This window comes from Flavihumibacter sp., from assembly GCF_036676075.1.
Taxonomy (GTDB): Bacteria; Bacteroidota; Bacteroidia; order Chitinophagales; family Chitinophagaceae; genus Flavihumibacter.
Genome location: NZ_JAKFDQ010000007.1, coordinates 438,593 through 464,565, shown reverse-complemented (window position 1 = coordinate 464,565; position 25,973 = coordinate 438,593). Strand labels below are relative to the sequence as shown.

General features: G+C 46.3%; 23 protein-coding genes. 14 read left to right on the top strand and 9 right to left on the bottom strand.

Going from position 1 to position 25,973, the window contains the following annotated elements; genetic code table 11:
* Window positions 1-8 precede the first annotated feature (8 nt).
* Window positions 9-806: a uroporphyrinogen-III synthase gene (locus V6M43_RS04800; protein ID WP_332732894.1), complete on the top strand. Its 798-nt coding sequence runs from the start codon at window positions 9-11 to the stop codon at window positions 804-806.
* A 252-nt stretch (window positions 807-1,058) separates the two neighbouring features.
* Here V6M43_RS04800 and V6M43_RS04795 read toward each other — a convergent pair whose 3' ends face one another.
* On the bottom strand, window positions 1,059-1,187 hold the full coding sequence (locus V6M43_RS04795) for a hypothetical protein (protein WP_332732892.1): 129 nt from the start codon (window positions 1,185-1,187) through the stop codon (window positions 1,059-1,061).
* Between the two features lie 69 nt (window positions 1,188-1,256).
* Between V6M43_RS04795 and V6M43_RS04790 the strand changes: the two genes are divergently transcribed.
* The 5 genes from V6M43_RS04790 to porN all read left to right on the top strand — a co-directional run bounded on the left by V6M43_RS04790 (window position 1,257) and on the right by porN (window position 8,473).
* On the top strand, window positions 1,257-3,371 hold the full coding sequence (locus V6M43_RS04790; RefSeq protein ID WP_332732890.1) for a thioredoxin domain-containing protein: 2,115 nt from the start codon (window positions 1,257-1,259) through the stop codon (window positions 3,369-3,371).
* Between the two features lie 237 nt (window positions 3,372-3,608).
* The gene (porK, locus tag V6M43_RS04785; protein WP_332732889.1) at window positions 3,609-4,901 is read left to right on the top strand and encodes a type IX secretion system lipoprotein PorK/GldK; all 1,293 of its coding nucleotides are present in this window, start codon (window positions 3,609-3,611) and stop codon (window positions 4,899-4,901) included.
* 164 nt (window positions 4,902-5,065) lie between these two features.
* Entirely contained in the window at window positions 5,066-5,830 is a 765-nt protein-coding gene (porL, locus tag V6M43_RS04780) for a type IX secretion system motor protein PorL/GldL (RefSeq protein ID WP_039126907.1), read from the top strand.
* 54 nt (window positions 5,831-5,884) lie between these two features.
* Window positions 5,885-7,417, top strand: coding sequence for a type IX secretion system motor protein PorM/GldM (gene porM / locus V6M43_RS04775; RefSeq protein WP_332732888.1), 1,533 nt, complete (start codon window positions 5,885-5,887; stop codon window positions 7,415-7,417).
* Window positions 7,418-7,441: 24 nt separating this feature from the next.
* Window positions 7,442-8,473 (top strand): type IX secretion system ring protein PorN/GldN, encoded by a 1,032-nt coding sequence (porN, locus tag V6M43_RS04770; RefSeq protein WP_332732887.1) that lies wholly within the window; start codon window positions 7,442-7,444, stop codon window positions 8,471-8,473.
* 223 nt (window positions 8,474-8,696) lie between these two features.
* Here the strand turns inward: porN and V6M43_RS04765 are convergent, their stop codons facing one another.
* The 8 genes from V6M43_RS04765 to gpmI form a co-directional block, all read right to left on the bottom strand.
* Window positions 8,697-9,590 carry a dioxygenase family protein gene (locus tag V6M43_RS04765; RefSeq protein ID WP_332732886.1) on the bottom strand — a complete coding sequence of 298 codons (894 nt, stop codon included), beginning with the start codon at window positions 9,588-9,590 and terminating at the stop codon, window positions 8,697-8,699.
* Between the two features lie 107 nt (window positions 9,591-9,697).
* On the bottom strand, window positions 9,698-11,542 hold the full coding sequence (gene uvrC / locus V6M43_RS04760) for an excinuclease ABC subunit UvrC (protein ID WP_332732885.1): 1,845 nt from the start codon (window positions 11,540-11,542) through the stop codon (window positions 9,698-9,700).
* A 15-nt stretch (window positions 11,543-11,557) separates the two neighbouring features.
* On the bottom strand, window positions 11,558-12,139 hold the full coding sequence (locus V6M43_RS04755) for a hypothetical protein (protein WP_332732884.1): 582 nt from the start codon (window positions 12,137-12,139) through the stop codon (window positions 11,558-11,560).
* A gap of 9 nt (window positions 12,140-12,148) precedes the next feature.
* Window positions 12,149-13,717: a hypothetical protein gene (locus tag V6M43_RS04750; RefSeq protein WP_332732883.1), complete on the bottom strand. Its 1,569-nt coding sequence runs from the start codon at window positions 13,715-13,717 to the stop codon at window positions 12,149-12,151.
* A gap of 60 nt (window positions 13,718-13,777) precedes the next feature.
* Entirely contained in the window at window positions 13,778-14,356 is a 579-nt protein-coding gene (locus V6M43_RS04745; RefSeq protein ID WP_332732882.1) for an RNA polymerase sigma factor, read from the bottom strand.
* A 75-nt stretch (window positions 14,357-14,431) separates the two neighbouring features.
* Window positions 14,432-16,669, bottom strand: a complete 2,238-nt coding sequence (locus V6M43_RS04740) for a TonB-dependent receptor (RefSeq protein WP_332732881.1) — start codon at window positions 16,667-16,669, stop codon at window positions 14,432-14,434.
* Window positions 16,670-16,679: 10 nt separating this feature from the next.
* Window positions 16,680-17,168 carry a heme-binding domain-containing protein gene (locus V6M43_RS04735; protein WP_332732880.1) on the bottom strand — a complete coding sequence of 163 codons (489 nt, stop codon included), beginning with the start codon at window positions 17,166-17,168 and terminating at the stop codon, window positions 16,680-16,682.
* A 22-nt stretch (window positions 17,169-17,190) separates the two neighbouring features.
* On the bottom strand, window positions 17,191-18,714 hold the full coding sequence (gpmI, locus tag V6M43_RS04730) for a 2,3-bisphosphoglycerate-independent phosphoglycerate mutase (protein ID WP_332732879.1): 1,524 nt from the start codon (window positions 18,712-18,714) through the stop codon (window positions 17,191-17,193).
* Window positions 18,715-18,880: 166 nt separating this feature from the next.
* Here gpmI and V6M43_RS04725 point away from each other — a divergent pair, with 166 nt between their 5' ends.
* The 8 genes from V6M43_RS04725 to V6M43_RS04690 all read left to right on the top strand — a co-directional run bounded on the left by V6M43_RS04725 (window position 18,881) and on the right by V6M43_RS04690 (window position 25,972).
* Window positions 18,881-19,273 carry a DUF4783 domain-containing protein gene (locus V6M43_RS04725; protein ID WP_332732878.1) on the top strand — a complete coding sequence of 131 codons (393 nt, stop codon included), beginning with the start codon at window positions 18,881-18,883 and terminating at the stop codon, window positions 19,271-19,273.
* A 97-nt stretch (window positions 19,274-19,370) separates the two neighbouring features.
* Window positions 19,371-20,231 (top strand): carboxylating nicotinate-nucleotide diphosphorylase, encoded by an 861-nt coding sequence (nadC, locus tag V6M43_RS04720; protein WP_332732877.1) that lies wholly within the window; start codon window positions 19,371-19,373, stop codon window positions 20,229-20,231.
* Window positions 20,232-20,313: 82 nt separating this feature from the next.
* Window positions 20,314-21,780, top strand: coding sequence for a Fe-S cluster assembly protein SufB (sufB, locus tag V6M43_RS04715; RefSeq protein WP_332732876.1), 1,467 nt, complete (start codon window positions 20,314-20,316; stop codon window positions 21,778-21,780).
* A 42-nt stretch (window positions 21,781-21,822) separates the two neighbouring features.
* Window positions 21,823-22,578, top strand: coding sequence for a Fe-S cluster assembly ATPase SufC (gene sufC, locus V6M43_RS04710; RefSeq protein ID WP_332732875.1), 756 nt, complete (start codon window positions 21,823-21,825; stop codon window positions 22,576-22,578).
* 51 nt (window positions 22,579-22,629) lie between these two features.
* On the top strand, window positions 22,630-23,946 hold the full coding sequence (gene sufD / locus V6M43_RS04705; protein WP_332732874.1) for a Fe-S cluster assembly protein SufD: 1,317 nt from the start codon (window positions 22,630-22,632) through the stop codon (window positions 23,944-23,946).
* Window positions 23,936-25,201, top strand: a complete 1,266-nt coding sequence (locus V6M43_RS04700; protein WP_332732873.1) for a cysteine desulfurase — start codon at window positions 23,936-23,938, stop codon at window positions 25,199-25,201. Before sufD ends, V6M43_RS04700 begins: the two co-directional genes overlap by 11 nt.
* A 14-nt stretch (window positions 25,202-25,215) precedes the next feature.
* Entirely contained in the window at window positions 25,216-25,656 is a 441-nt protein-coding gene (locus tag V6M43_RS04695) for a SufE family protein (RefSeq protein ID WP_332732872.1), read from the top strand.
* Between the two features lies 1 nt (window position 25,657).
* Window positions 25,658-25,972, top strand: coding sequence for a DUF59 domain-containing protein (locus tag V6M43_RS04690; protein ID WP_332732871.1), 315 nt, complete (start codon window positions 25,658-25,660; stop codon window positions 25,970-25,972).
* Window position 25,973 lies beyond the last annotated feature (1 nt).

The window sequence follows — 25,973 nt, the reverse complement described above, 5'->3', positions numbered from 1 at the left end:
TGATAAAAATGCTAAAGAACGAGGCTAAGAAAGGAGCAACGGCTCCCCAAATAAAAAAAATCCTGATTACCCAGCCAAGGCCTGAAAGCGACAAGTCCCCCTACTTTGAGCTCGGCAGAAAGTATGGTGTCACCCTCGACTTTCACCCCTTTATCAGGCTTGAAGGCATTCCCGCCAAAGACTTCCGTAAGCAGAAAATCGATATTTCCCAGTATTCTGCAGTGATCTTCACCAGCCGCAACGCGATCGATCATTTTTTCCGTACTTGTGAAGAAATGAAACTGAGTGTTAGCCAGGATACGAAGTATTTCTGTATCACCGAGGCAGTGGCGCTTTATCTCCAGAAGTTTATCCTTTACCGCAAGCGAAAAGTGTTCTATGGCGCCGATGGCACCAATAAGAGCATGTTCGATGTTATCAATAAGCATAAGGAGAATGAAAAATTTCTCTACCCCTGTTCAGAAAACCAGCAGGATGGTGATATCGTCAGCTGGCTGAAGAGCCATAAATGCGAGTTTGCAACGCCCTGGATGTACCGCACGATGTTCAATGACGTTACCTCCCTCCTGGAAGGAAAACATTACGATATCATCTGCTTTTTTACACCTTCCGGCATAAAAAGCCTTTTCGAGGCCATTCCCCAATTCAAACAGAACGGGATGCACATCGGAGCCTTCGGCAGCAACACAACCCGCGCCGCCGAAGAACATGGACTTGTGCTCGACATCATGGCGCCCCAGCCCAAGGCCCCCAGCATGGTAGCCGCCCTGGAGCAGTTCCTTAGCACAGTGAATAAGAAGAAGTAGGCAGTAGGGAATAGGCAATAATCAATACGCAATAATCAATACGTATTTACGCAATAATAAATACGTATTTACGCAATAATCAATACGTATTAAGGAATAGGCAGTGTCCACCTTCGGGCTACTTTCGATTTGTAAATTAATTCCCGCAATAAAAATAGCATCCCACCTTCCCGCCACTTTCGATTTGTAAATTAATTCCAGCAACGAAAAAACAACCCACCTTCCGGGCTACTTTCGATTTGTAAATATTTCTCACAATATAGTGCCCTCTCCATCCCTCCATCTCTCCATCCCTCCATCCCTCCATCCCTCCATCTCAACATTTTTTCTCCCATATTTCCCTTTTCCCATATCTTTACTGTCCACTATTATTTTTTGCATAAAACTTCTATTTTCTAAGCCTATCGTTTATCTCTACCCAACAGAAGTTCCAGTCACTAAACAACATTGATGCCTAACCGCCTTGCAAAGGAAAGCAGTCCCTATCTGCTCCAGCATGCCCATAATCCCGTGGATTGGTATCCATGGGGCGATGAAGCGCTGGAAGCCGCCATGGCACAGGATAAGCCCATACTCGTAAGTATCGGCTATGCTGCCTGTCACTGGTGTCATGTGATGGAGCGCGAGAGCTTTGAAGACGATACAGTGGCAGCGATAATGAATGAACATTTCATCAATATCAAGATCGACCGCGAAGAACGTCCCGACCTCGATCATATTTATATGGATGCAGTAACCGCAATGACGGGAAGTGGTGGCTGGCCCTTAAATGTATTCCTGACCCCGCAGGGAAAACCTTTTTATGGCGGAACGTATTTCCCGCCACAACCTGCGCATGGCCGAAACAGCTGGACGGAGATCCTTGAAGGCGTTTCGCGAGCCTGGACCGAACGGAGGCCGCAAATTATAGAGCAGGCAGAAAACCTCACCAGTCATATTGAAGAGGGAAATAAAATTGGCACCCTCCATCCCTCCATCCCTCCATCCCTCCACCCCGACCAACTTGATATAATTACCACGGAACTGCTGAAATCGGCCGACCGCCAGCAAGGCGGCTTCGGCCGTGCCCCCAAATTCCCCCAAACAGGAATCATCGCCTTCCTACTGCGCTATGGTATGGACGCGATCAACCCCTCAGCAGAACAGCCCGATCATCCTTCCAAACAGGAAGCGCTCCAGCAAGCCTTCCTCAGCATCGATAAAATGATCCAGGGCGGCATATATGACCAGATCGGCGGTGGATTGGCGCGTTACAGTACCGACAACCAATGGCTGGTTCCTCATTTTGAGAAAATGCTCTACGACCAGGCCCTTCTTATATCGGTATTGGCAGACGCCTGCCAGCTGGCCGGCCTCCACAGCGAGCGCGGCAGGGAATATGCAAGAGTGATCGATCATACCATTGCATTCCTCCGCCGCGAACTAATGAGTTCCGAAGGTGGATTTTACGCCGCCCTCGATGCCGACTCCGAAGGTGAAGAAGGTAAATTCTACGTTTGGGAAAAGGGCGAGATAGAAGATGTGCTGGGCAACGACGCCCCAATAGCTGTGGAATGGTTTGGCGTATCCGGGGAAGGCAACTGGGAGGGGATAAATATCCTCACCCGTGAAAAAACGGTTTCTGAGCTCGCAAAAACATTTGGCCTGAGTCTTGAGGAAACTTTAACAAAAGTTGACAGTATCAGCTCCCGGCTCATGGAAAGAAGATCTACCCGTATAAGGCCCGCCCTCGACGATAAACAGATCCTTGCATGGAATGCATTGATGAACATGGCCATTAGCAAAGCGGCAGGGGCTACCGGTAGCAGCGAATACAGGCAATTAGCCATTGAGAACATGGAATGGATGCTGCGGGTTTTTGCAGCTGAAAATGGGCAATTCTATCATACCTATAAGGATGGGCAGGCAAAGTACCTCGCCTTCCTCGATGATCTCGCATACTTGGTACAAGCTTTGATTTATTTGCAGGAGCTGACGGGTGATACCATATATATAGAGCGGGCAGCAGAGCTTACGACCATGATAAAGAGGGAGTTCGGAACCAACGATAATCATTTGTTTTATTATACGGGTGCAAGCCAGCACGATGTGGTGGTTCGCAAACGCGAAATATATGATGGCGCACAGCCTTCCGGTAATGCGGTGATGGCATTCAATCTCAAGTGGCTGGGATTGGTGCTCGACCGTGCCGAATGGAAGCTGGCGGCGGAAAATATGCTCACCGTGATGGCCGGGGTGATCACCAGATACCCGGCTTCTTTCGGTTATTGGGCTATTGAACTGATGCGGGCTATAAGGGGTTGTGAAGAAATAGTTGTTGCAGGACCCCGGGCGGATGTATTGCGAAACGAAATATTAGCTAATTTTATTCCTTTCCGCGTATTACAATCCACCACCCGCGAAAACGAAGCTTACCCGCTTCTGCGCCACAAGTTCAGCGCCCCCGACACTGCCATACATGTATGCCATAACTATAGCTGCGCCCAACCGGTAGCTACAGTAAGGGAAATGTTGGCGTTGATAGGGGAGAGATGGAGGGATGGAGTGATGGAAGAGAGGCAGTAGGGAATAGAGAAAAGATGGAGATATATTATATATGAGAAGAGATAAGAGGGTAGGAGATGCGATAGAATCGTTAAAATTTAGGATTAAAATCAGGCGGAAATACAATAATCCGCAATTAATGACCGTTAATTCACACACGGACAACCGTCGAGAGACTAAATCCGTATAAACTATAAACTAGAGAAGCTGATGTTGACCAAACATTATATTTGCCCACTACCCTCTAATATTATGAAAATGAAAAACCTGTCCACGTTATGTGCAGTTGCTGCTATTTCCATGCTGGCAAGCTGCTCCATGTTTGGCAAGTCCGACAAAAAGGGAGCAGGTGTTCCCCAGGACGGCCAACTTCACGGTATCGCACCGGGTAACAAGTACAGTATGCCAAAGCCCCCGGGCATGGTGTATGTACCACCTGGAACCTTCCACATGGGACCAAGCGATGAAGATATCAACTTTGCCTATACCGCAAGGAATAAGCAGATATCTATCAATGGTTTCTGGATGGATGCCACTGAAATCACCAACAACGAATATCGCCAGTTCGTATACTGGGTACGTGACTCTACAGCCGCAAAGCTGATGGGTTATGTGAAGAATGTGGATGGTATCGACTATGTAGACTGGGGTAAAGCCAAAACCATCAAATGGGGCGACAAAGCCACTGTTGAGAAGATCGACCAGCTGATCATTTCTCCCGAGAACAGGATTTTCGGAAAGAAAGAACTGGACGCTTCCAAACTGGTATTCCATTCTGAAACATTCGATACCAAAGAAGCTTCTAAAAGAGAAAACCAGGGTAAATCCCGTTCACAGTTCATCGTGAAGAAAGATGTTCGCATCTATCCCGACACGCTGGTGTGGATCCGTGATTTCTCCTATTCTTATAATGAGCCGATGACCAAGCGCTATTTCTCTCACCCTGCTTTTGGAAACTATCCGGTAGTAGGTGTGAACTGGAACCAGGCTACTGCATTCTGCGAGTGGAGAACCCACTACCTGAATTCATTCCTGGAAAGCAAGAAGCGCGCACAGGAGTCTGACTTCCGCCTGCCTACAGAAGCAGAGTGGGAATATGCAGCCCGCGGTGGTCGCTCTCAATCAATGTTCCCCTGGGGTAACTACTACCTGAGAAATAAGAAAGGATGCCTGCTGGCCAACTTCAAACCCGGCCGCGGTAACTATCCTGAAGATGGTGGATTCTACACCGTTCGTGCCGACGCATACTGGCCTAATGATTTCGGCCTTTACAATATGTCAGGTAACGTAGCAGAGTGGACATCATCTCTTTATTATGAAGGTGGTTACAACTTCCAGCACGACATGAACCCCGATATCCGTTACAATGCGAAGGATTCTGATCCTCCCCGCATGAAGCGTAAGGTTCTCCGTGGTGGTAGCTGGAAAGACGTTGGTTACTTCCTGCAAACCGGTACCCGCTCTTACGAATACCAGGATACGTCTAAGTCGTACATTGGTTTCCGTACAGCAATTGATCTTCCTCCAATGCAGGGAAAAGGCAAAAAATAAGCTTATAGAAAATTTTTAAAAAGTAAAATTTTACGGTGTCAGATTGATTCTTAAAAATCAACAGGAATCCCTTTGTCCCTAAACCTTACTTCTTAAATCTAAAATCTTACATATTTAAAATCCAATTTTTAATTCTTAACTCTTACATCTTAAATCTTAAAACTATGGCTGGTACATCTAAATCTACTGAAAGACTCGTTAACATAATAGTGTGCGTAGGTGCCGCTGTTGTAATCTTTGGTGCCTGGGCAAAAATCCTGCACAAGCCTTTTGCCGACATCATGCTTACCCTCGGACTGTTAACCGAAGCTGCCATCTTCCTGGTATATGCATTCCTCCCGCCTCCAGGTGCTGAAATGGCTGCTCTCGCTGAAGCGCTCCCTAAAATGTCTGGAAATACCGGTAACCCCGCTCTCCAGAACCTGGATAAGATGATGCAGGAAGCTGACATCACTCCAACAAACCTGAAGCGCCTGAGCGATGGTTTCAACAAACTCGGTACTACTGTTAACCAAATGAAGGATGTTTCTGATGTTGTTGCTGCTACTAATGATTACGCAGTGAAAACTAAAGAAGCTGCCGGTGCACTGGGACAAATGAAAGATGCTTACGTAAAGAGTGCTGCTACCATGCAGAGCTTCAACGATGCTTCTGAATCAACTAAAATGTTCCATGGCCAGGTACAGACCCTTACCAAGAACCTCGGTTCTCTCAACACCATCTATGAGCTGGAGTTGCAGGATACTAACAATCACCTGAAGGCTATGAATAAATTCTATGGTAACCTCGCACAGGCTTCTGAAGCAATGCAGGGTAGCGTGGAAGATGCTAAGAAAACACAAGACCAGATTGCAATGCTGGCCAAGAACCTGGGTAACCTCAACCAGATCTATGGCAACATGCTGAACGCAATGCAGGGTAGAGCTTAACCGCTACCCGCTGGAAACTATGAAAAACTTTGTAACAAACTAAATCCCAGATCCATGGCCTTACCTAAAGAGCCCAGGCAAAAGATGATCAACATGATGTATTTGGTGCTTACCGCACTACTTGCATTGAACGTTTCATCTGAGATCCTGAACGCTTTCAAAACAGTTAATAATTCCATCAACACCGCCAGTGGCGTGGTTGATTCCAAGAATGACGCTACTTATAAGTCTTTCGAAGCCAAGCTGAAAGATCCAAAGACCGCTGAAAAAGCCGGAATCTGGTATCCCAAGGCCCAGGAGGCACAGAAATTGTCTGACGACATGAGTAAGTACCTCGAAGCACTGAAAGTAGATTTAAAAACAGAATCAAAAGGAGAGAACATCGGTACTGCTGAAGAAACTTACAGTATCGATAACCTCGACGCCTCTACCCGTTTGCTGGTAGAAGGTCCTAAAGGAGAAGAATTGCTGAAGAAGCTCACTGATTACAGAAATGGTATGTTGAATATCGTTCCTGAAATGAAGGCAACTTTTGACAAGACCCTTCCTATCGACCTGAGTGTTCCTAAGTCTGAAACTGGTACACTTGCCAATAAAGACTGGAAGAGCGCCTATTTCCGCATGACCCCAACCATCGCTGCCCTTACCATTCTGAGCAAGTTCCAGAACGATGTGAAGAATTCAGAAGCACAATTGGTTGACTACTGTCACAAAGAAATCGGTGAAGTAGAAGTAGTATTCGATGAGTTCCAGGCTTTTGCCGGTACAAACTCAACTTACCTGATGCCAGGCCAGGAACTGGAGATCACAGCCGGTGTAGGTGCTTTCTCTAAAGCAGCCAAGCCATCTGTATCCATCAACGGTTCACCTATTGCCCTTGGTGCTGAAGGTACTGCGTTGTACAAAACTACCGTTAGCGGAGCAGGAGAGAAAAGTGTGAATGTAGTGGTGAACTTCGTTAAGCCCGATGGTACTCCCGCTACCCTCAACAAAACGATCAAGTATACTGTTGGTATTCCTTCCGGTGCATCTGTGTTCCTCGAGAAGATGAACGTACTGTACCAGGGTGTTGAAAACCCGGTAACTGTATCAGCTGGTTCTGCTGGAAAAGAGAAGATGAGCGTTTCCTTCACCGGTGGTTCTATAACTCCGGCTGGTGGTGACCGTTATATCCTCAAGCCGAACAAAGTTGGTCCCGCTGAAATCAAAGTAACCGTGAACGGTAAAACAAGTTCTTTCGCAATGCGTTGTAAGAATCTTCCTGATCCTACTGCTTATGTAGGCCAGTCAAGAGGTGGTTCTATGTCAGCATCCAGCTTCAAAGCAATGGGTGGTCTGATGGCAAAGCTGACCGATTCTGAATTTGACGCCAAGTTCGAAGTGGTAGGATATACCCTCGGTGCTAATGGTGGTGCGTTCCAGACTTACCAGCAGAGTGCCAACCAGGGTCCTCGTTGGTCAGGTGGTGCACAGCAGATCATCTCCCGTGCAGCTCCCGGTACAACCGTATATTTTGACCAGATCCGCGTAAAAGGTCCTGATGGCCGTGTACGTGAACTGCCAGGTATCTTTTTTAACTTGAAATAAGACATTGACTAAAACAGGCATAAAATGAAAAACCGTATCATTCATATTTGTTTACTGGTAGCAGCCATGGGAATATTTGCCCCTGACGCCAGTGCGCAGCGGAAGAGAACTTCAACCAAGCGTACCACTACCAAGAAAGCAAGTACCAATAAAAGTAACACCGGAAATGCCGCTGCACTTACAGCCGCTCCAGCACAGGACACTGTGCCTGCAGCACCGCCAGTGGAGCAGGAACTCGACCTGGGTACAAACCGTAAATCACTTCGTAACGACAATGCTATTGAGCGTAACCTGGTGAAGGAACGTATCCCGCTTACCTATGAGCATATCCGTGAGGATGATGCGGTGTATCGTCAACGCCTGTGGAGGGAAATAGATATACATGAAAAAATGAATCTTCCTTTCATGTATAAGGCTGATGATGACAATGGTAACCAGCGTTTCATCAACATTATCCTGGGTGCATTGAAAAGTGGAGAGCTTACAGCTTTCAACCCGATCGATGACCGTTTCACCACACCTATCACCATGCGCGAAATCACTGAGCAACTGGTTGGTAAGCCAAAGGTGGAATCTATCCCCGACTGGGATAAGGATCCCGATGGTTCCCTGGGTATCATGAAAGATACTACCATCATCAACATGTTCAACGCAGAAGAAGTGGAGAAGTACTGGGTAAAGGAAGACGTTGTATTTGATAAAGAATCTTCAAGACTGCATGTTCGTATCCTCGGCATCGCACCACTGAAGACCATCAAGAACTCCGACGGATCCTTCCGTGATGTTACCCCGCTGTTCTGGGTTTACTATCCTGACATGCGTCCGCTGCTCGCTCGTTACGAAGCCTATAATGGTAAGAACTACGGTGCGCGTATGAGTTGGGAAGAACTGTTCGAAAGCCGCATGTTCGCCAGCCGCATTATCAAATCAACAATGGATAACCCATCTGATCAAATGATCGCAGGTTATATCAAAGATCCGATCCTGCGCCTGCTCGAAGGTGATAACATGAAAGAAAAGATCTTCAATTACGAACAAGATCTCTGGTCATATTAAGTTTAGTTTTTAGTAAGTTCAAAGGCCCCACTTCGGTGGGGCCTTTTTGTTTAAACATTGATGTGATCCTACAGCTAAGCGCAAACGAAATAATAAAAAAATACCCACTTTAGGGTATTGCAAAGGTGAAAAATAGGTTTACCTTTGTAATGGTTTTTCATAGGATATTGGATTTTAAAAACGGGGCTGGATTTCTATCCTGGCCCCTTGTTTTTTTAAGCACTCACTGCTTAACAAAATCATCACTGAACTTTACACCTCCATCCGCATAATCATATTTCACTTCAACTTCGCCTCCCTCAAGTATCTTGAATTGAAGCGTTGCATATTCTCCCGGTGGCAATGATGGATATTCAAACCTGTTGTTGCCCGTAAACACAAAGAACCCCTCCGCAAATACATCATTCTTCATCCATAACAGGTCGTTCTTCTTAAAGAATTCGAGTTTTTTAGCACTGTCTTTCTTACTGGTATAAATACCTGTTAACTGGTCCAGCGCCGCAGGCTCCGCAGCAAGCATATCTGCCATGCCAACATTATAGATCACCTTCAAATTATCTTTATCGGCGTTCCTGATGTCAAGGATCCTGCTTTTCGCCTGCTTCGTTGATGCATAGGCGTCAGTTGCAATATTCGCATCACCGGCAAAGTATAACTGTGTCACCAGGGGCTGGTATCCTGTTGCCGTTATCATCATATGAAAATGCGCCGGCCGCATATTGCCATTTCCTACATCATATGGTACCGGAAGTATGGTTCGGAAACTATAATTGCCGCTCTCATCAGTGTAGGTGGTGCCTCGGTATCTGTAGGCATCTGTATTGTTATCATAAACTCCTTTGGCATCGCAATGCCAGAGTTCCACTTTCGCATTCTTGTAGGGGCTGATACAATCCTTATGCAGAACGGTTCCGGTAAGTTCCAGCTGCCTGCCTGCCTCACCCGCTATTAAAAGGTTTGTACGTACCGGGCTGTCGGGCCGGTAAAATGGTCCAAGAATATCACTGGTGGTTTCGCAATCGCCAATATATTGCCTGCCATCAAATCTGATAAAACCGGAAGCGCTTACCGCTACGGCCATAAGGGCGCTGTTCTGGATGAATTTCCTCCGTTGCATGGTTGTTGGTTTGGGTGTAAAAAAGTTAAGGCCAGTTCAATAAGGTAGGAACCAATCGCAATCAGGGGGTAAAATCAGGTAAAGTAAGGTAAGGAACTTATGGCATATTATACGGTAGCCTCGTCTCCGGCGCTGTTATGGAAATAGTCCCATACAAGTTTTGCTTTGGCAGTACCCACCGCGTCGGCCAGCGTTTCCAGCGTTTGTTCGCGAACATTGGTTACACTCCGGTAGGTTTTGAGTAGATGGTCGGCAGTGGCCTTACCAATACCCCTGATCTCCTGTAATTCATTCCGGAACGTGCCCTTGCTTCTCTGCTGCCTGTGAAAGCTGATTCCAAATCGATGCACCTCATCCCGGATGCTCCTGATCAGTTTGAGTGGCTCACTGTTATAAGGGAGTTTAACCGATTCCGCATCTCCCGGGAAAAAGATCTCCTCCTCATTTTTGGCCAGTCCCACCACCGTCATTTCTCCCACCAGCTGCAATTCCCTGATGGCTTCCATCGCAGCTCCCAGCTGCCCCTTGCCGCCATCAATGATAACCAGTTGAGGAAATGGTTCCGATTCGTCACGTAGTCGCCTGTAGCGCCTGAAAACGACCTCTTTCATGGTGGCGAAATCATTGATGCCTTTTACCGTCTTCACATTATAGTGACGGTAATCTTTTTTTGAAGGGATGCCATCCCGAAAACAGACCATCGCCGATACAGGGTAACTGCCCTGGAAATTGGAGTTATCAAAACATTCGATATGCAATGGCAACTCTGGCAAACCCAGGGCTTCCTGCAACTGGTAGAGCACCTGTTTCTTTTCCATATCACTGCGGCCCTCCAGGTTAAGGGTCTTCTTGCGCCTTATTTCCTCCTGGAAATAATTCACGTTCTTAAGGGAGAGATCCAGTAGTTTTTTCTTATCACCACCTCTTGGAATTGTTATACGCAATGTTGTATCCGATGATGTTACACCCATCAGTTCGGGCAGTTCAAATGGTATGATGATCTCATCGGCCATACTGTTGAAGGTGCTGCGCATCTGGCCGATGGCAAAGGCCAGCACTTCTTCCTCGCTTTCATCAAGATGGGTTTCCAGCTGTATAGTATGTGTCTGAACAATGGTGCCGTTCTGTACCATCAGGTAGTTCACGTAGGCAATATCTCCATCCTTGAGCAGTGAGAACACATCAATATTGCCGAGGTGTTTGCTCACAATAACACTGCGGCTCTGGTATTGCTCAAGATGGTCTAGTTTCTTACGCATCATCTCCGCCTTTTCAAACTGCAGGTCCATGGCATACTGCTGCATCTCTTTGCGGAACTGTTGCATCACTGGCGATAGATTTCCCTTCATGAGATTCTTTACCTGCTGTAAACTTTCCTGGTATTCCGCGAGCGACTGAAATCCTTCACAGGGACCCTTACAATTACCTAAATGATATTCAAGGCAAACCTTGAATTTTCCCTTGCGGATATTGCTCTCCGTTAGGTTCAGCTTGCAGGTGCGGAGGGGTATATTATGGCGGATAAAGTCGAGTAGCTCCCTCACCTTACCAACAGATGTGAACGGACCCAGGTATTCTGATCCGTCATTGATCTTTCTTCGTGTCAGGAAAACGCGGGGGAAGGGCTCTTTCTTGATCACCAGAAAGGGGTATGTCTTGTCGTCCTTAAGGTCAATATTGAAACGGGGACGAAACTGTTTGATCAATGCATTTTCAAGCAGGAATGCATCCTGTTCCGAATCCACTATCGTAAATTCTATATGATCGATCCGCTGCACCAGCTCATGGGTCTTATAGCTGGTGAAGGTTTTTGTGAAATAGGAACTTACCCGCTTGCGGAGATTCTTCGCCTTACCAACATACAACAGGTTGCTGCCGGCATCAAAATATTTGTATATACCGGGAGCCTGTGGAATCGTATGGGCGATATGTTGAAAGTTGGCGCTTGTCATCGGCACTTCTCCTGGCTATTCCGTTCCATCCCAAACAACCTTGGTCTGGCTGAGTACAGGTTCGGCTCCGGGTAATTGATGGGTACGGATAAACTGGTAATAACGTTCGGCCTTCCAGAATAGTTTTTCATTTACAAGGGTGTCTCCCCGCTGGTAAACCTTATCCATAAAAACCGAGATCACTTTCTCTGTTCTTTCCGGGTCTGGTTTGAGTACTACATCAACCCGCTTCAGTGGCAGACTGCTGTCTTTAGTCAGATAAGTGAAATTGATGCTGGGTATCGACTGATCCGCGAAACTGCTCTCTTCATATTTATCGCGAAGTGCAGGGGCCGTAATATCCTGGTCGAGATATGCCTCTGCCATTGCTTTGCATTCTGCTGTGGTCATGGGCAGGGTGTCGGTCTTCCCGTTTGCTGATTCATAGCGCACAACAGGAAGCTGCAATGAATCAATTTTTTTCAGCTCTGAACTGATATATGCGTTAACAGGGAAATATGTTTTTTCTTCTGCCGCTGTTTCTTTCTTTTCGGTATTGTTACATGCACCTAACAGGGTCGCCAATACAAGGGCTGCCGGAATAAAGATTTTTTGCATGGTGCAAAATTAGCGCAAAGTTTTGCTTACACCGATTTTCATACCGTATTCCATCAGGTTTTCGCGGATGGGGTATTCCTTTTTATAAGTGGAGAAAAGATTATACCGGAATTGCGGACCCACCTGCCAGCGAATATCACCGCTCTGGTATGAAACAAATGCTTCAAGACTGCTTGCCATATTCCAGCGGCGTACCAGCGATGGCTCCCGAACATAATTTGAGAGGTTGCTGCTTAGCAGGTATTGGTTGGTATTAAGGAGATAACTTGGTTGTAAGCCTGCTGCAATGTTCACCTGCAGTTTTTGATCGCCCATCAGCTTTAATTCCGCGGCTATAGGAATGGTCAGCTGCAGATACTGGTTCTGCATGCTGCGGGGATTATCACCTGCCAGGTTTCTCACATTAGACGTTGCAACAAGTGTATCCCTGCGATATCCATATTCTGATTGTAATGCCACTGTTGTTTTCTCAAGAAGATGAGAAAATGCTTCGATCTTATAACGCGTCAGGTTAAGTTGTAATCCTGATCGAATGGAAAATGCTTTGCTTGCCTGGTAGCGGAACGCACCACCCAGCTCGAACCCGATGGCCGGTTGGTGGTTTACAAACTGGTTCACATTCAGGTGCCTTACCATCAGGGGAGAGTTGCCGTAAGTAGGCCTTGATTTCCCTTCAAACAGGTTGCGATATCCGATGGTGGGGGCAAAATGCATCAGGAAAGAAAAATTCCTCCGGGCTGGCATTCTGAATTTTATCAGCCTGTTATCCACCACAGGTATAGAAGTTGATGATGCCTGCAAGCTGGTACTTGGCGTTATAGGTAAAGGAATAAAAGTGGTTGTTGGCGGATTGCCTTCGTCCTTACCGAGACGAGCATTAACATTGGGTGCAAGTGTTACCTCAGATGCAGTCTCTGCTTCAGGTTTAATTATTTCATTTGCATTCACCACACCGCTCACTCCATTTCTGGAACCAGCATTTGCAATTGATGCTGGTTGCTGGGCATACAAGGCAGTATTAGAGCCAGGCAGGATACCAGTGGCAGGCAATGTTCCGTTATGCACGATTAGCTGGCTGTATTGAGTGGAGTTGATCTCTTGTAATAAAAGGTTGGCGGCAGCCAGTGTTGGTGCTAAAGCAAGCGGACCAACCCTTATGCCCGAAGGGTCAAATGCGATCAGTGTGCTTCCTTCTGTATTGGCCTGGATCTTCAGCGGGGTCAGTCTTATGGGGGCCTCAATGGCCATAGGCGGGATCAGCGACTTTGCCCTGAGTTTTGCAATGATATCATGAACGGTTACGCCGGAGCTTTCCCCATAAAGTGAATGTTCGCTGACCGATGTGCTTGAAATGTTTTTCGCAGGGCGACGTGAACGATCAACTGCATCTGTAGTGCTTAACCACACAATGCCAGACAGAACTAATAAGAGTAGGGCGCCGAGAGCAACACGTCTCCTTCCGGGGTGCATACGACGATATATATTCGTCCATACTCCATCAGAAGGGTACATTCTATGCTGATCGGCGTTCTCCTTTAGAAACTGTTCAAATTCGTTCTCAAAAAATTGTTGCTCCATCTTCGTCCGGTTAGGGATGCGTTTTCATTAAAATGCCCTGTTTCCTTACATAGAGTCTTTTTAGCGTCCAAACGCTGCTAACAAAGACACTTTATCCTGAGGTTTTTGCAGGATTTTTTTTCTCACAAGAATCTCTTCCAGCATTTGCCGGGCACGGGTATATTGCGATCGGCTGGTACTTTCTTCAATATCCAGCACGGTAGCGATCTCTTTGTGTGAATAGCCCTCCAAAGCATAGAGGTTCAGAACGGTCCTGTAACCAATTGGTAGCATACGGATACATTCTATAACCTGTTTGGCCTGTACAATGGAATGCACTGATTCTTCCCGCACCTGCACACCATTGGCATGGATAATGTCAACACTCTCGTTGAACTTCTTATTTCTTTTCAGATGATTGATACAGGTATGTACCATGATGCGCCGCACCCAGCCTTCAAAGGCTCCCTGGCCGCGGAAACTATGGATCTGTGAGAATACTTTAATGAAACCTTCCTGCATCATGTCCTCCGCATCTTCGCGGTTGTGTGCAAATCGGTAACATACCGATAACATGCGGGAACTGTATTTCTGGTACAGTTCCTTCTGCGCCATCGGATCATTGTTCAGACATCCATTGAGAAGGATTTCTTCCGTCATAGTGGGGGTTATGCTCTCGTAAGTTATGGAAAAAACAAATAAGTTCCCTACATCTTACCTCTTACTTCTTACCTCTTACCTTACATCGTACCTCACCCCTACGACTACCTGGCTGCCTGCCGCCACCAAGCCCGACGAATAAGGCCTGTATCGCTGGTTCGTTATATTCTCCCATGCGGCCTGAATACTGAAGGCGCTATTCAGCCGGTAACTGGTATTGAGATTAACGGTATACCAGTCGGGCGAATAAGGCCTGCCCTCCCTGTCAACAGCGTATATTTCTGCCTTAGCCTGTTCTGTTGGCGCCAGTTTACTATTGGAGAGCCGGCTATTGTAAATGGTATTGAGTTCTACCTGGATCTTCCCCTTCAAATAAGCTAAAGCGAGGTTGCCATAAAAAGGCGGCGCATGGCGCAACGGTACTTGCTTCTCTTCCCCGTCACCCGCCGTTTCATCCGTTTCTTTCCCTGTGATATAGTTGGCATTGAGTCGCGCACTGAAACCCTCATAAATCGGGATAATTGTACTGAGCTGCAATCCCCACACCGTTGCCCGGGCAACATTCTGCAATGCTTCCACCCGGCCGCGGGTGCCATCGAAAAAAATGCTGTCCTGCCCGTTAAAGGAAAATGGTCTTCGCACAATTGCATCTTCTAAAAGGGTATGGAAACCCGTCAGCTCCACCCTTACACCGGCCGACCTGTATGCCAGCCCCGTTTCAAAATTCCAGGCATACTCGGGTTTAAGGGCTGGATTGGGAACAGTGATATTTCCCGGCGCACTTTCAAAGAGTTTACCGATATCATCAATATTCGGCATGCGGTATCCGCTCGCGATATTGGCATTGAATTGCCAGTGATTGCCGGCCCGGTAAACCATCCCCGTATTGAAGGTGAATGCCCCCTTTCGTAACCGTGCATTATCATAAGGGAATGGAATATAAGTATCATCAAAATCAGCATCCAGTCCCGTATAACTATACCGTATACCCGAACTTGCCGTCAGTGCATTGTTTATATTTATTTTGTAGCTCCCGTACAGTCCGGAAGAAAACCATTTACTACCATCCGGGTACCTGCTTACCGCCTGCTCTTTATTGCCATTACTGATATCAATTATTTCCCCGGTAGAACCAACCTTGTTATGTACATATTCGGCTCCCCAGAATAACTGGCCCCGACCCAGTGTTTTTTCAGCATCCCAGTTTAAACTGGCTGCTTTTACATGCTCGGTCTGTATATTTCTGCTCACCCTGTTACGCTGCCGGTCGATCCTGCTCTCCGTATAATTTTGATAGGCCATTGTAAGCCGCGCATTATCATAAAGCGCAGTTTTTTTGGCATGTAAAAAGTTAAGGTTATGCATGCGCCATAACATTGGTCCATAGTTCCACTCGGCAAAGCGAAGATTACCTCCCCGGTATTGAATAAGCCGGTCATACCTGGGCGCGCTTCCCGTACCCGCATACGTGAAACCATACTGCATCATCAGCTTATCCGATAAACGGATTTTTATTTTCTGGAGTATGTTCACCTGATCGTAGCCGGTATATTTCTGCACCCGCGGATCAGCATTTTTTCTGATACTATCATTCATGCCTATACGCTGAATATATTCGGGTCGAAGGTAGTTGTCCTGCCCCCCGTGCTTACCCATTTTCAGGTCATCAAATGAACTATAGGTGATGGAGCCAACCCATGAAACTCTTCTGCCCCCGATGTTGAGGTCGGCATGGATGGTTTTTTCGCGATTGGCGCTGCTATAACGTGCCAGCGCACCCGCCTCTATTAATGTTGTGCTATCACTGCTGAAGCGGGGTTCGAGGCTATGGAAATCCATCACCCCGCCAATTGCATCAGAGCCGTAGATCAGGCTGCCCGGACCAAATACCACTTCACTTTCTTCTATGGCAAGTGGATCGATACTGATAACATTCTGCAAATTGCCGCTGCGATAAATGGCGTTGTTCATCCGTACTCCATCTACTACCAGCAATACCCTGTTGGTTGCGAAACCCCTGATCATGGGACTGCCTCCGCCCATCTGGCTTTTCTGTATGAAAACAGTTCCCGTCTGCGCCAGCATATCGGCCGATGTCTGGGGCTGACGGAACAATATCTGCGCACGCGAGATCTTGGTGATCTTATTGGGCACTTCATTCAACTGTTGCTCCCATTTATTGAACGAAAAGATGACCTCGTTGAGTTCCGCAACTTTGATGCTGTCCCGGGCAGTTTCCTGTGATAGAACAGTATCACGCAGCACCAATAAAAGACTGAAAATTAAAATGCATTTACGCATATAGCATGCCATAATGCCCGGGTTATTTCTTTAAGATCAAACTATCCATCGGGTATTTTGACTTCATATCATTCATCACATTGGTGGTCCAGCCGATGATAAGTTTTTTCTGCTCCTCATCCAGTTTGGCAGCGGTATGAACTATGGTGTAGGAGGGTAATGGCATCTCGCCTTCTTCAACCATTTCAGCGACCTCCTCAATTTTATGGTATTTACGGCGGAGATTATAATTGCCGTAATCATCAAAGTTCAATTCCTTCTTTCCTTCATTTACATGATCATCAAGCCACCAGCCGATGGGTTGAATATTTGAATACCATGGGTAGGTGGTCTTATTACTATGACAGTCGTAACAACTTGTTTTCAGCAATTGGTCAACATCTGACGGTACATTCACAAAATTGTTGATATTAGCTGCCAGTCCGGTTGGTCCGGTATTGTCTTTTTTAGGTCTGAATGCCTGCAAAACCAACAGAACCACCAGCAGGAAAAGGAGAATCTTTTTGATCATATAATTTGAGTGTTAAGAGTGATTAGTTTTCAACCAATACATTTCCGGTCATCTCCGCCGGAATCGGTAATCCCATAAACTTAAGGATAGTGGGTGCAATATCACCCAGCTTACCAGGGTTCACCGTGCCTCGCCAGTTTTTGTCAATGATAAACAGCGGAACCACATTGAGGGTATGCGCGGTATTCGGACTTCCATCTTCATTGATCATATAATCGGCATTGCCGTGGTCGGCGGTCAGGAAAACAGTATATCCATGATCAAGAGCCTTTGTCACCACCTGCTGAACACATTGGTCAACCGTTTCTACCGCCCGGATGGCAGCGGAAAAAATACCGGTATGTCCCACCATATCAGCATTGGCATAATTCAGGCAAACGAAATCAGGATTCTCTGCTTCTAATTCTGGCAGGAGCGCATTGGTTAGTTCGAATGCACTCATTTCGGGCTGCAGATCGTAGGTGGCTACTTTGGGGGATGGCATCAGGATCCTGCTCTCGCCATCAAATGGATTTTCGCGGCCGCCGCTAAAGAAAAATGTTACGTGCGGATATTTCTCGGTCTCCGCTATGCGGATCTGCTTTTTTCCATTCCTGGCCAGAACTTCTCCTAAAGTGTTGTTCAGGTTATCTGTTTCAAATATGACATGCACATTGCGGAAGGTCTTGTCGTATTCTGTCATGGTGGTATAATGGAGATCCAGGTGCCTCAGGCCATGCTCCGGCATATCCATTTGCGTGAGTACTTCAGTGATCTCCCTGCAGCGGTCGGTTCTGAAATTGAAACAGATGGCCGTATCCCCATTCTTAATGGTTGCAAGTGGTATTCCTGCTTCATTGGTAATAACGGTGGGCAATATAAATTCATCTGTGAGGCTGCGGTCATAAGAATCCTGTACAGCCGCAAGAGCGTTGGTGGCTTTTTCTCCCTGACCCCTCACCATGGCATCATAGGCCAGTTTAACCCGCTCCCAGCGCCTGTCGCGGTCCATAGCATAATAACGCCCACTCACAGTGGCAATGGTTCCGGTGGTCTGGTCGAGGTGACCCTGCAAACTGGTCAGATAATTCAGGCCACTCTTTGGATCAGTATCCCTTCCGTCTGTAAAGGCGTGAATAAATACTTTTTGGAGCCCCTCCTGTTTGCAAACGCTTATAATGGACTTCAGGTGATTGGTATGGGAATGAACTCCTCCATCGCTCACCAGTCCCAGCAGATGCAGTGCCGTATCAGTGGCTTTGGCATGTCGGATCGCCTGCAGCAGAACAGGATGCTGTTGTAACTCGCCATCACGGATGGCAACATTGATTCGTTGCAATTCCTGGTAAACAATGCGGCCGGCTCCCAAATTCAGGTGACCCACTTCACTGTTACCCATCTGCCCGTCGGGAAGTCCTACTGCTTCACCACAGGTTACCAGGGTTGTATGGGGATATTGGTGGTAGAGACTGCTTACAAAAGGTGTATTGGCATGCTGGATGGCATCACTGGAAGCAACTTTTCCGAGGCCCCATCCGTCCATAATGATCAGGATCGCTTTTTTCATCGTTTGAAGGGTTCAGCTTGATTTTATCCTGTAAATCTAGTTTATTTTGGGGTTTTGATGACCGGTAGAAGGTTTGATGACAGTTGGCACACTTTTGGGGGATGGAGAGGTGGTCAGCCCAATCCGTAGTCCTGGTGAAAACATATAAACCAATCAAATTCTACGAATGAAAAACATTTTTACACTTATCCTTATCGCATTGGGTTCACTCCTGGTTTCTTTTACCAATAAAGGAACTGAGATGGATTCGGTTGTGGTAGCACTGAAATCAGGCAATGCCAACATGCTTTCAAGATTTTTTGATAATCGGGTTGATATATCACTGCCCGATCGTAGCGATAACTACAGCAGGAGCCAGGCGGAGATGATCATAAAGGATTTTTTCAGCAGCAATGGCGGCGTTAAATCCTTTGAGCCCAAGCACCGGGGTGAGAACAGCGGCTCCAACTTTGTGATCGGTATGTTAAACACCCATAATGGTCGTTATCGTACAACCATATTTATGAAGCAGAAAGGCGACAAGCAGCTTCTGCAGGAGGTTAGGTTCCAGCAGGAGTAATTGGGGACCTTTATATAGTAACAGAAGAGAAACCATAGTTTTATAGTAAGAAGGCTCGCCAGCGATGGTGGGCTTTTTTTATGCTTAGATTTGTTTTATGATAGCATTTGAAGCACTCCTTAACAAACTCATCACCGATGCATTGGCAGAAGATATTGGTGACGGCGACCATTCTACCCTCAGCGCTATTCCGGCCGGCGAAAAAGGCACTGCTGTTTTGAAGATCAAAGAAGACGGTGTGCTTGCAGGCATGGACGTGGCAGAACGTATTTTCCGTCATATGCAATCTGATATCAGCTTCCGTGCTTTCAAAAAGGATGGGGATCTCATGAAATTTGGAGAAGTTGCCTTTGAAGTGGATGCCGATGTGCATACCATTCTTATGTGCGAAAGGCTTGTATTGAACTGCATGCAGCGCATGAGCGGAATCGCCACCCTCACCAGGAAATATACCGACCATTTAAAAGGCCTTCATACCAAAGTTCTGGATACCCGGAAGACTACTCCCAATTTCCGCCTGCTCGAAAAATGGGCCGTTGCCATAGGTGGCGGCGTTAACCATCGTTTTGCACTCTATGATATGATCATGCTCAAGGATAATCATATAGATTACTGCGGTGGCATCACAAAAGCCATCGATAAGGCCTTCAACTATGTGCAAACACAGAAACCCGGCCTGCTGATAGAAGTGGAAACAAGGTCGCTGGAGGATGTTACGGAAGTGGTATCCGTTGGACAAGGAAAGGTCTTCCGTATTATGCTTGATAATTTTAGTCCGGCCATGATCCGTGAAGCACTCCCCCTCATCCCCCCCGGTTTTGAAACCGAAGCAAGCGGAGGGATCAACCTCGATAACCTCCTTGAATATGCCTCAACAGGTGTCGATTATGTGAGCGTGGGCGCCCTCATTCACCAGGCCCGGAGCCTGGACCTCAGTCTGAAAGCGGTTATGCGCTAAATCCTGTTAAGATTTCATTTCAGTTTTTTCGTCTCGTCTTTAATGCCGAACTTTGTTTGTACTTTTTTGTATTAATAACAAGATGAGTGGAAAAATAATGGAAAACGAACTGAATACTATTCCGCCTCATGTTTTCACGGAATATAAATATGGGTTTGTAACCCCCATGGAAGCAGATGAGGCCCCGATGGGACTGGATGAAAGCACAGTCCGCTTTATTTCGGCCAAGAAAAATGAACCCGAATGGATGTTAAACTGGCGGCTGAAAGCTTTCCGTCACTGGCTAACCATAAAGGATAAGGAACCTCAATGGGCTAATATCAAATATGATAGCATTGATTATCAGGATATTATCTACTATTCCTCCCCCAAACAAAAGATAGCTCCGGGTAGTCTTGATGAGATTGATCCTGAACTTCGCAGAACCTTTGAAAAACTCGGGATCTCTCTCGACGAACAGAAAAGATTAAGCGGTGTAGCAGTTGATGTGGTAATGGACAGTGTTTCGATTGCCACCACATTTAAAGACCAGCTTAAGGAACAAGGTATCATCTTCTGTTCTATAAGTGAAGCCATCCGCGAGCATCCCGAACTGGTTCAGGAATACCTCGGTTCTGTGGTGCCAATTACCGATAACTTTTTCGCCACCCTCAACTCTGCGGTATTCAGTGACGGTTCCTTCTGCTATATCCCCAAAGGAGTTCGCTGCCCGATGGAACTCTCCACCTATTTCAGGATCAATGCTGAAAATACCGGTCAGTTTGAAAGAACCCTCATCATTGCCGACGAAGGCAGCTATGTGAGTTACCTGGAAGGTTGCACAGCCCCGATGCGCGACGAAAACCAGTTGCATGCGGCGGTGGTGGAACTGATCACCATGAAAGATGCCGAAATAAAATATTCAACCGTACAGAACTGGTACCCCGGCGATAAGGAAGGTAAAGGCGGTATCTATAATTTCGTTACCAAGCGGGGCATATGTAAAGGCGATAACTCAAAGATCTCCTGGACGCAGGTAGAAACAGGCTCATCCATAACCTGGAAGTATCCCAGCGTGATTCTTAAGGGTGATAATACCACTGGCGAATTTTACTCTGTTGCCGTTACCAATAACCACCAACAGGCCGATACCGGAACAAAAATGATGCACCTGGGTAAAAATACCAAGAGCAGGATCGTATCAAAAGGGATCTCTGCCGGGTTCAGCAATAACAGTTACCGCGGACTTGTTCATGTGAGCAGGAATGCTTCCAACGCCCGGAATTTTTCGCAGTGTGATTCATTGCTGCTAGGTGATAAATGTGGCGCACATACCTTCCCTTATATAGAGGTGAAAAACAATTCTGCTATTGTTGAACATGAGGCTACTACTTCCAAGATCGGTGAAGACCAGCTATTCTACTGCAACCAGCGGGGAATTGATACAGAAACTGCTGTGGCACTCATCATTAACGGATTTGCAAAAGAAGTGATGAACCAGCTGCCGATGGAATTTGCCGTTGAAGCACAGAAACTGCTGGCCATCAGCCTCGAAGGAAGCGTAGGGTAATGATGCCCGTGAGAACAAATTAATAATAGAAAAAAACTGATAATGTTAAGCATTAAAAATCTGACAGCGAATATTGAAGAACGTGAGATACTGAAAGGAATTAACCTTGATATAAAAGCGGGTGAGGTTCATGCCATCATGGGCCCCAATGGTTCCGGTAAAAGCACCCTGGCCTCCGTTCTGGCCGGCCGTGATCATTATGAAGTGACAGGAGGATCCGTGGAATTCAATGGTAAGGACCTGCTTGATCTTAAGCCCGAAGAAAGGGCAGGGGAAGGGCTGTTTCTCGCATTCCAGTATCCTGTGGAGATACCGGGACTGAGCACAATCAACTTCATGAAAACTTCTTTGAACGAAGTACGTAAGTACCGCGGACAGGATCCTTTGGATGCTGTGCAGTTCCTGAAGCTTATGAAGGAAAAAATGGCTTTGGTGAATATTGATAAAACATTGTTGAGTCGTTCGCTGAATGAAGGTTTTTCAGGTGGTGAAAAGAAAAGAAATGAAGTGTTCCAGATGGCAATGCTCGAACCCAAGCTGGCGATCCTGGATGAAACCGATTCTGGTCTCGATATTGATGCCATAAGGATCGTGGCGAATGGTGTGAACAGCCTTCGCAGGGAAGATAACGCTGTATTGGTGGTAACGCACTACCAGCGTTTATTGGATTATATCGTACCTGATTTTGTACATGTATTGTGGAACGGTAAGATCGTTCGTTCCGGTACAAAGGAACTTGCATTGGAGCTGGAAGAAAGGGGCTATGATTTCATCAAGAATGAAACAGCCGCAGTTTAAAACCTTCTTTCATTCGCCCTTTACAGGGATCATAAAAACATCAGAAACTTAATGGAAAATATCGATAACATATACGAACAGCTTGATAAGGAACTATCGATGAACGGGGCTGATAATCTCCGGGAAATTCGTCGTGGTGCCCTTGAAAAATTCAGGCGAACTGGTATTCCCACCACCCGTCACGAAGAATGGAAATATACCCGTCTCAGCAGCCTGTTCAACAAGCAACTCAACCTCCCTGTTTCGGGAGCTGATCTTCCCTTTACGCGCGAAGACCTCAATGCTCTGCGGCTGCCGGGGCAAGCGGAGGCCAACGAATTGGTTTTCATAAATGGACTTTATTCAGAGGCATTCTCGGTTATACGATCCAGTGGTATTGAAGTATTACCGCTGGCAATTGCTGCAGAAAATGAATATGCACCCATCGTAAAAGCTCATCTCGGCCATAGCAGCAAATACCATGAAGATGGTTTACATGCACTGAATACTGCATGGCTTCGCGATGGCGCTTTTGTTGCCGTTAAAAAGGCTGCCGTACCAGAGCAACCCCTCTATATAATTAATATCGCTGATGCCCGCACGCAGCACCAGTTCCTGCAGCCCCGTTGTCTTATTCACCTTGCTGAGCGCGCTGTTTTGCAGGTGATCGATAATAATATCACCATTGGAAATGTTGATTGCCTCACCAGCCAGGTTGTGGAAGCTGTTGTTGAAGAAGCTGCATTCCTGGAATATTATAAGTTACAGCATGATGCGCCTAACAGCAGCATCGTGAGTACCACGCATATCCGTCATGTAGGAAAAAGTAATAGTCATGTGGTTACCATCAGTCTTGACGGCAAACTGGTTCGGAACAACCTGAACATCGTGTTGGATGCAGAACATTGTGAAAGTCATATGTACGGCCTCTATATGCCTAAAGGCGATGATCATATTGATAACCACACCCTGGTAGATAATGTAAAGCCACATTGTTTCAGTAATGAACTATATAAAGGTGTAATGTCTGACAGATCCACCGGGGTTTTCAACGGTAAGATCTTTGTAAGACAACAGGCGCAGAAAACAAATGCCTACCAGTCGAACAAGAACATCCTTCTCTCTCCGGATGCAACTGTAAACACAAAACCACAGCTGGAGATTTTTGCGGATGACGTGAAATGTTCACATGGTTGTACCATTGGACAGCTTGATGAAGATGGGATCTTTTACCTGCGTTCGAGAGGTATTTCCGAAGAGATGGCGAGGTCATTGTTATTGCATGGCTTTGCCACCGATATCCTGGAACAGATCAAGCCCCTGGCATTGCGGAATTATATGGAAGAACTGATCAATCATCGGTTAGAACTTAAAGACTATGAATACTGATTCAACCGTTTTGAAGCATAGTGCAACACAGCGGAGATCAATAGATGTTGATGCTGTACGTAAGCAGTTCCCGGTTCTTTCCAGGGAAGTGAAAGGTCATCCGCTTGTTTATTTTGACAATGCAGCCACAACGCAGAAACCGGCGGAGGTGATCCATGGGCTGATCAATTACTATTCGCATACTAACGCCAATATACATCGCGGCATTCACACACTGGCTGAAGAGGCTACGGCGGCTTATGAGGCTACACGCCACCTGGTTATGCAATTCCTCAATGCATCTTCCATAGAAGAGATCATTTTTACACGTGGCGTAACCGAAAGCATAAATCTCGTCGCGTATTCATGGGGACGCCAGCAGATCAAAGCCGGTGATGAGATCATCATCAGCACCATGGAACATCATTCCAATATTGTTCCATGGCAGATATTATGTGAGGAAAAAGGCGCTGTATTGAAAGTGATCCCAATCAATGATGCAGGCGAACTTCTGCTGGAGGAATATGAAAAGTTGTTATCACCCAAAACCAGGTTAGTATCTATAGTACATGTTTCCAATGCACTAGGAACAGTCAACCCGGTTAAGCAGGTCATTGAAATGGCACATAAGAATGGCGCTCTCGTATTGATTGATGGAGCACAATCGGCAGCGCATATCCCTATTGATGTACAGGACCTGGATGCTGATTTCTATACTTTCTCTGGTCATAAGATCTATGGTCCAACGGGCATTGGCGTATTATATGGAAAGAAAGCTATTCTGGAAAACATGCCCCCATTCCAGGGCGGCGGAGAGATGATTAGGGAAGTGCGTTTTGAAAAAACCACTTACAATGATCTTCCCTATAAATTTGAAGCGGGCACACCAAATATTGCCGATACAGTTGCACTTCGTGATGCCATTCATTTTATACAACATTATGGCAAAGAAAATATAGCTGCCTGGGAGGATGAACTGTTGCTATATGCTACCGACAAACTACAGGCAATACCGGGCTTGAAAATAATCGGCGAAGCTAAAGAAAAGATCAGCCTGGTATCGTTTGTGATTGATGGAATTCATCCGCAGGATATTGGTATAATGCTTGATAATCGTGGTATTGCGGTTCGTACAGGTCATCATTGTACACAGCCCCTGATGAACAGGTTTGGGATTCCCGGAACTATCCGTGCATCCTTTGCTATTTATAATACCAAAGAAGAAATTGATAGCATGATGGCAGCCCTTGAAAATGCCATCAGGAAACTTTCCTGAGGAAAACATAGGAGATGACAGAAAAGACAATAGAAATAATTGAAGAAGAAATAATAGAAGAGTTCAGTCTCTTCGACAGCTGGGATGATAAGTATGAATATATCATAGACCTGGGAAAAAAACTTCCGGTTTTGCCATCGGTTCATAAAATTGATGAGAACCGTGTAAGGGGGTGCCAGAGTACAGTTTGGCTGGTTGCGGAGAGAAGAGGTGACAGGGTTTATTACCAGGCCGATAGTGATTCAGTGATTGTAAAGGGTTTGATCAGTATGTTGATCAGGGTATTGAGTGGGCAGCGTGCTGATGATATCATTGAAGCAAAACTTGGCTTTATTCAGGCCATCGGGATGACCACCCATCTTGCCCAAACCCGTTCTAATGGACTTGTTGCCATGGTGAAGCAGATGAAGAGTTATGCCATGGCCTTTAAATTAATGGACAAATCAAGCGGATAGCATGAACACAGAGGAACAATTAAAAGAAAAAGTTATTGAGGTACTCCAAACCATCTACGATCCGGAGATCCCGGTGAGTATTTACGAATTGGGCCTCATCTATGAAGTGTCAATTCTACCTATCAACAATGTTCAGGTGGTAATGACGCTCACAGCGCCTAGTTGTCCCGCCGCACAAAGTATTCCTGTTGAGGTTGACCAGCGTGTCCGTGAAATTGAAGGGGTGAATGATGTGCATGTTTCTGTAACCTGGAACCCGCCATGGGATAAAAGCATGATGTCTGAAGCTGCAAGGCTTGAGCTTGGATTTATGTAAA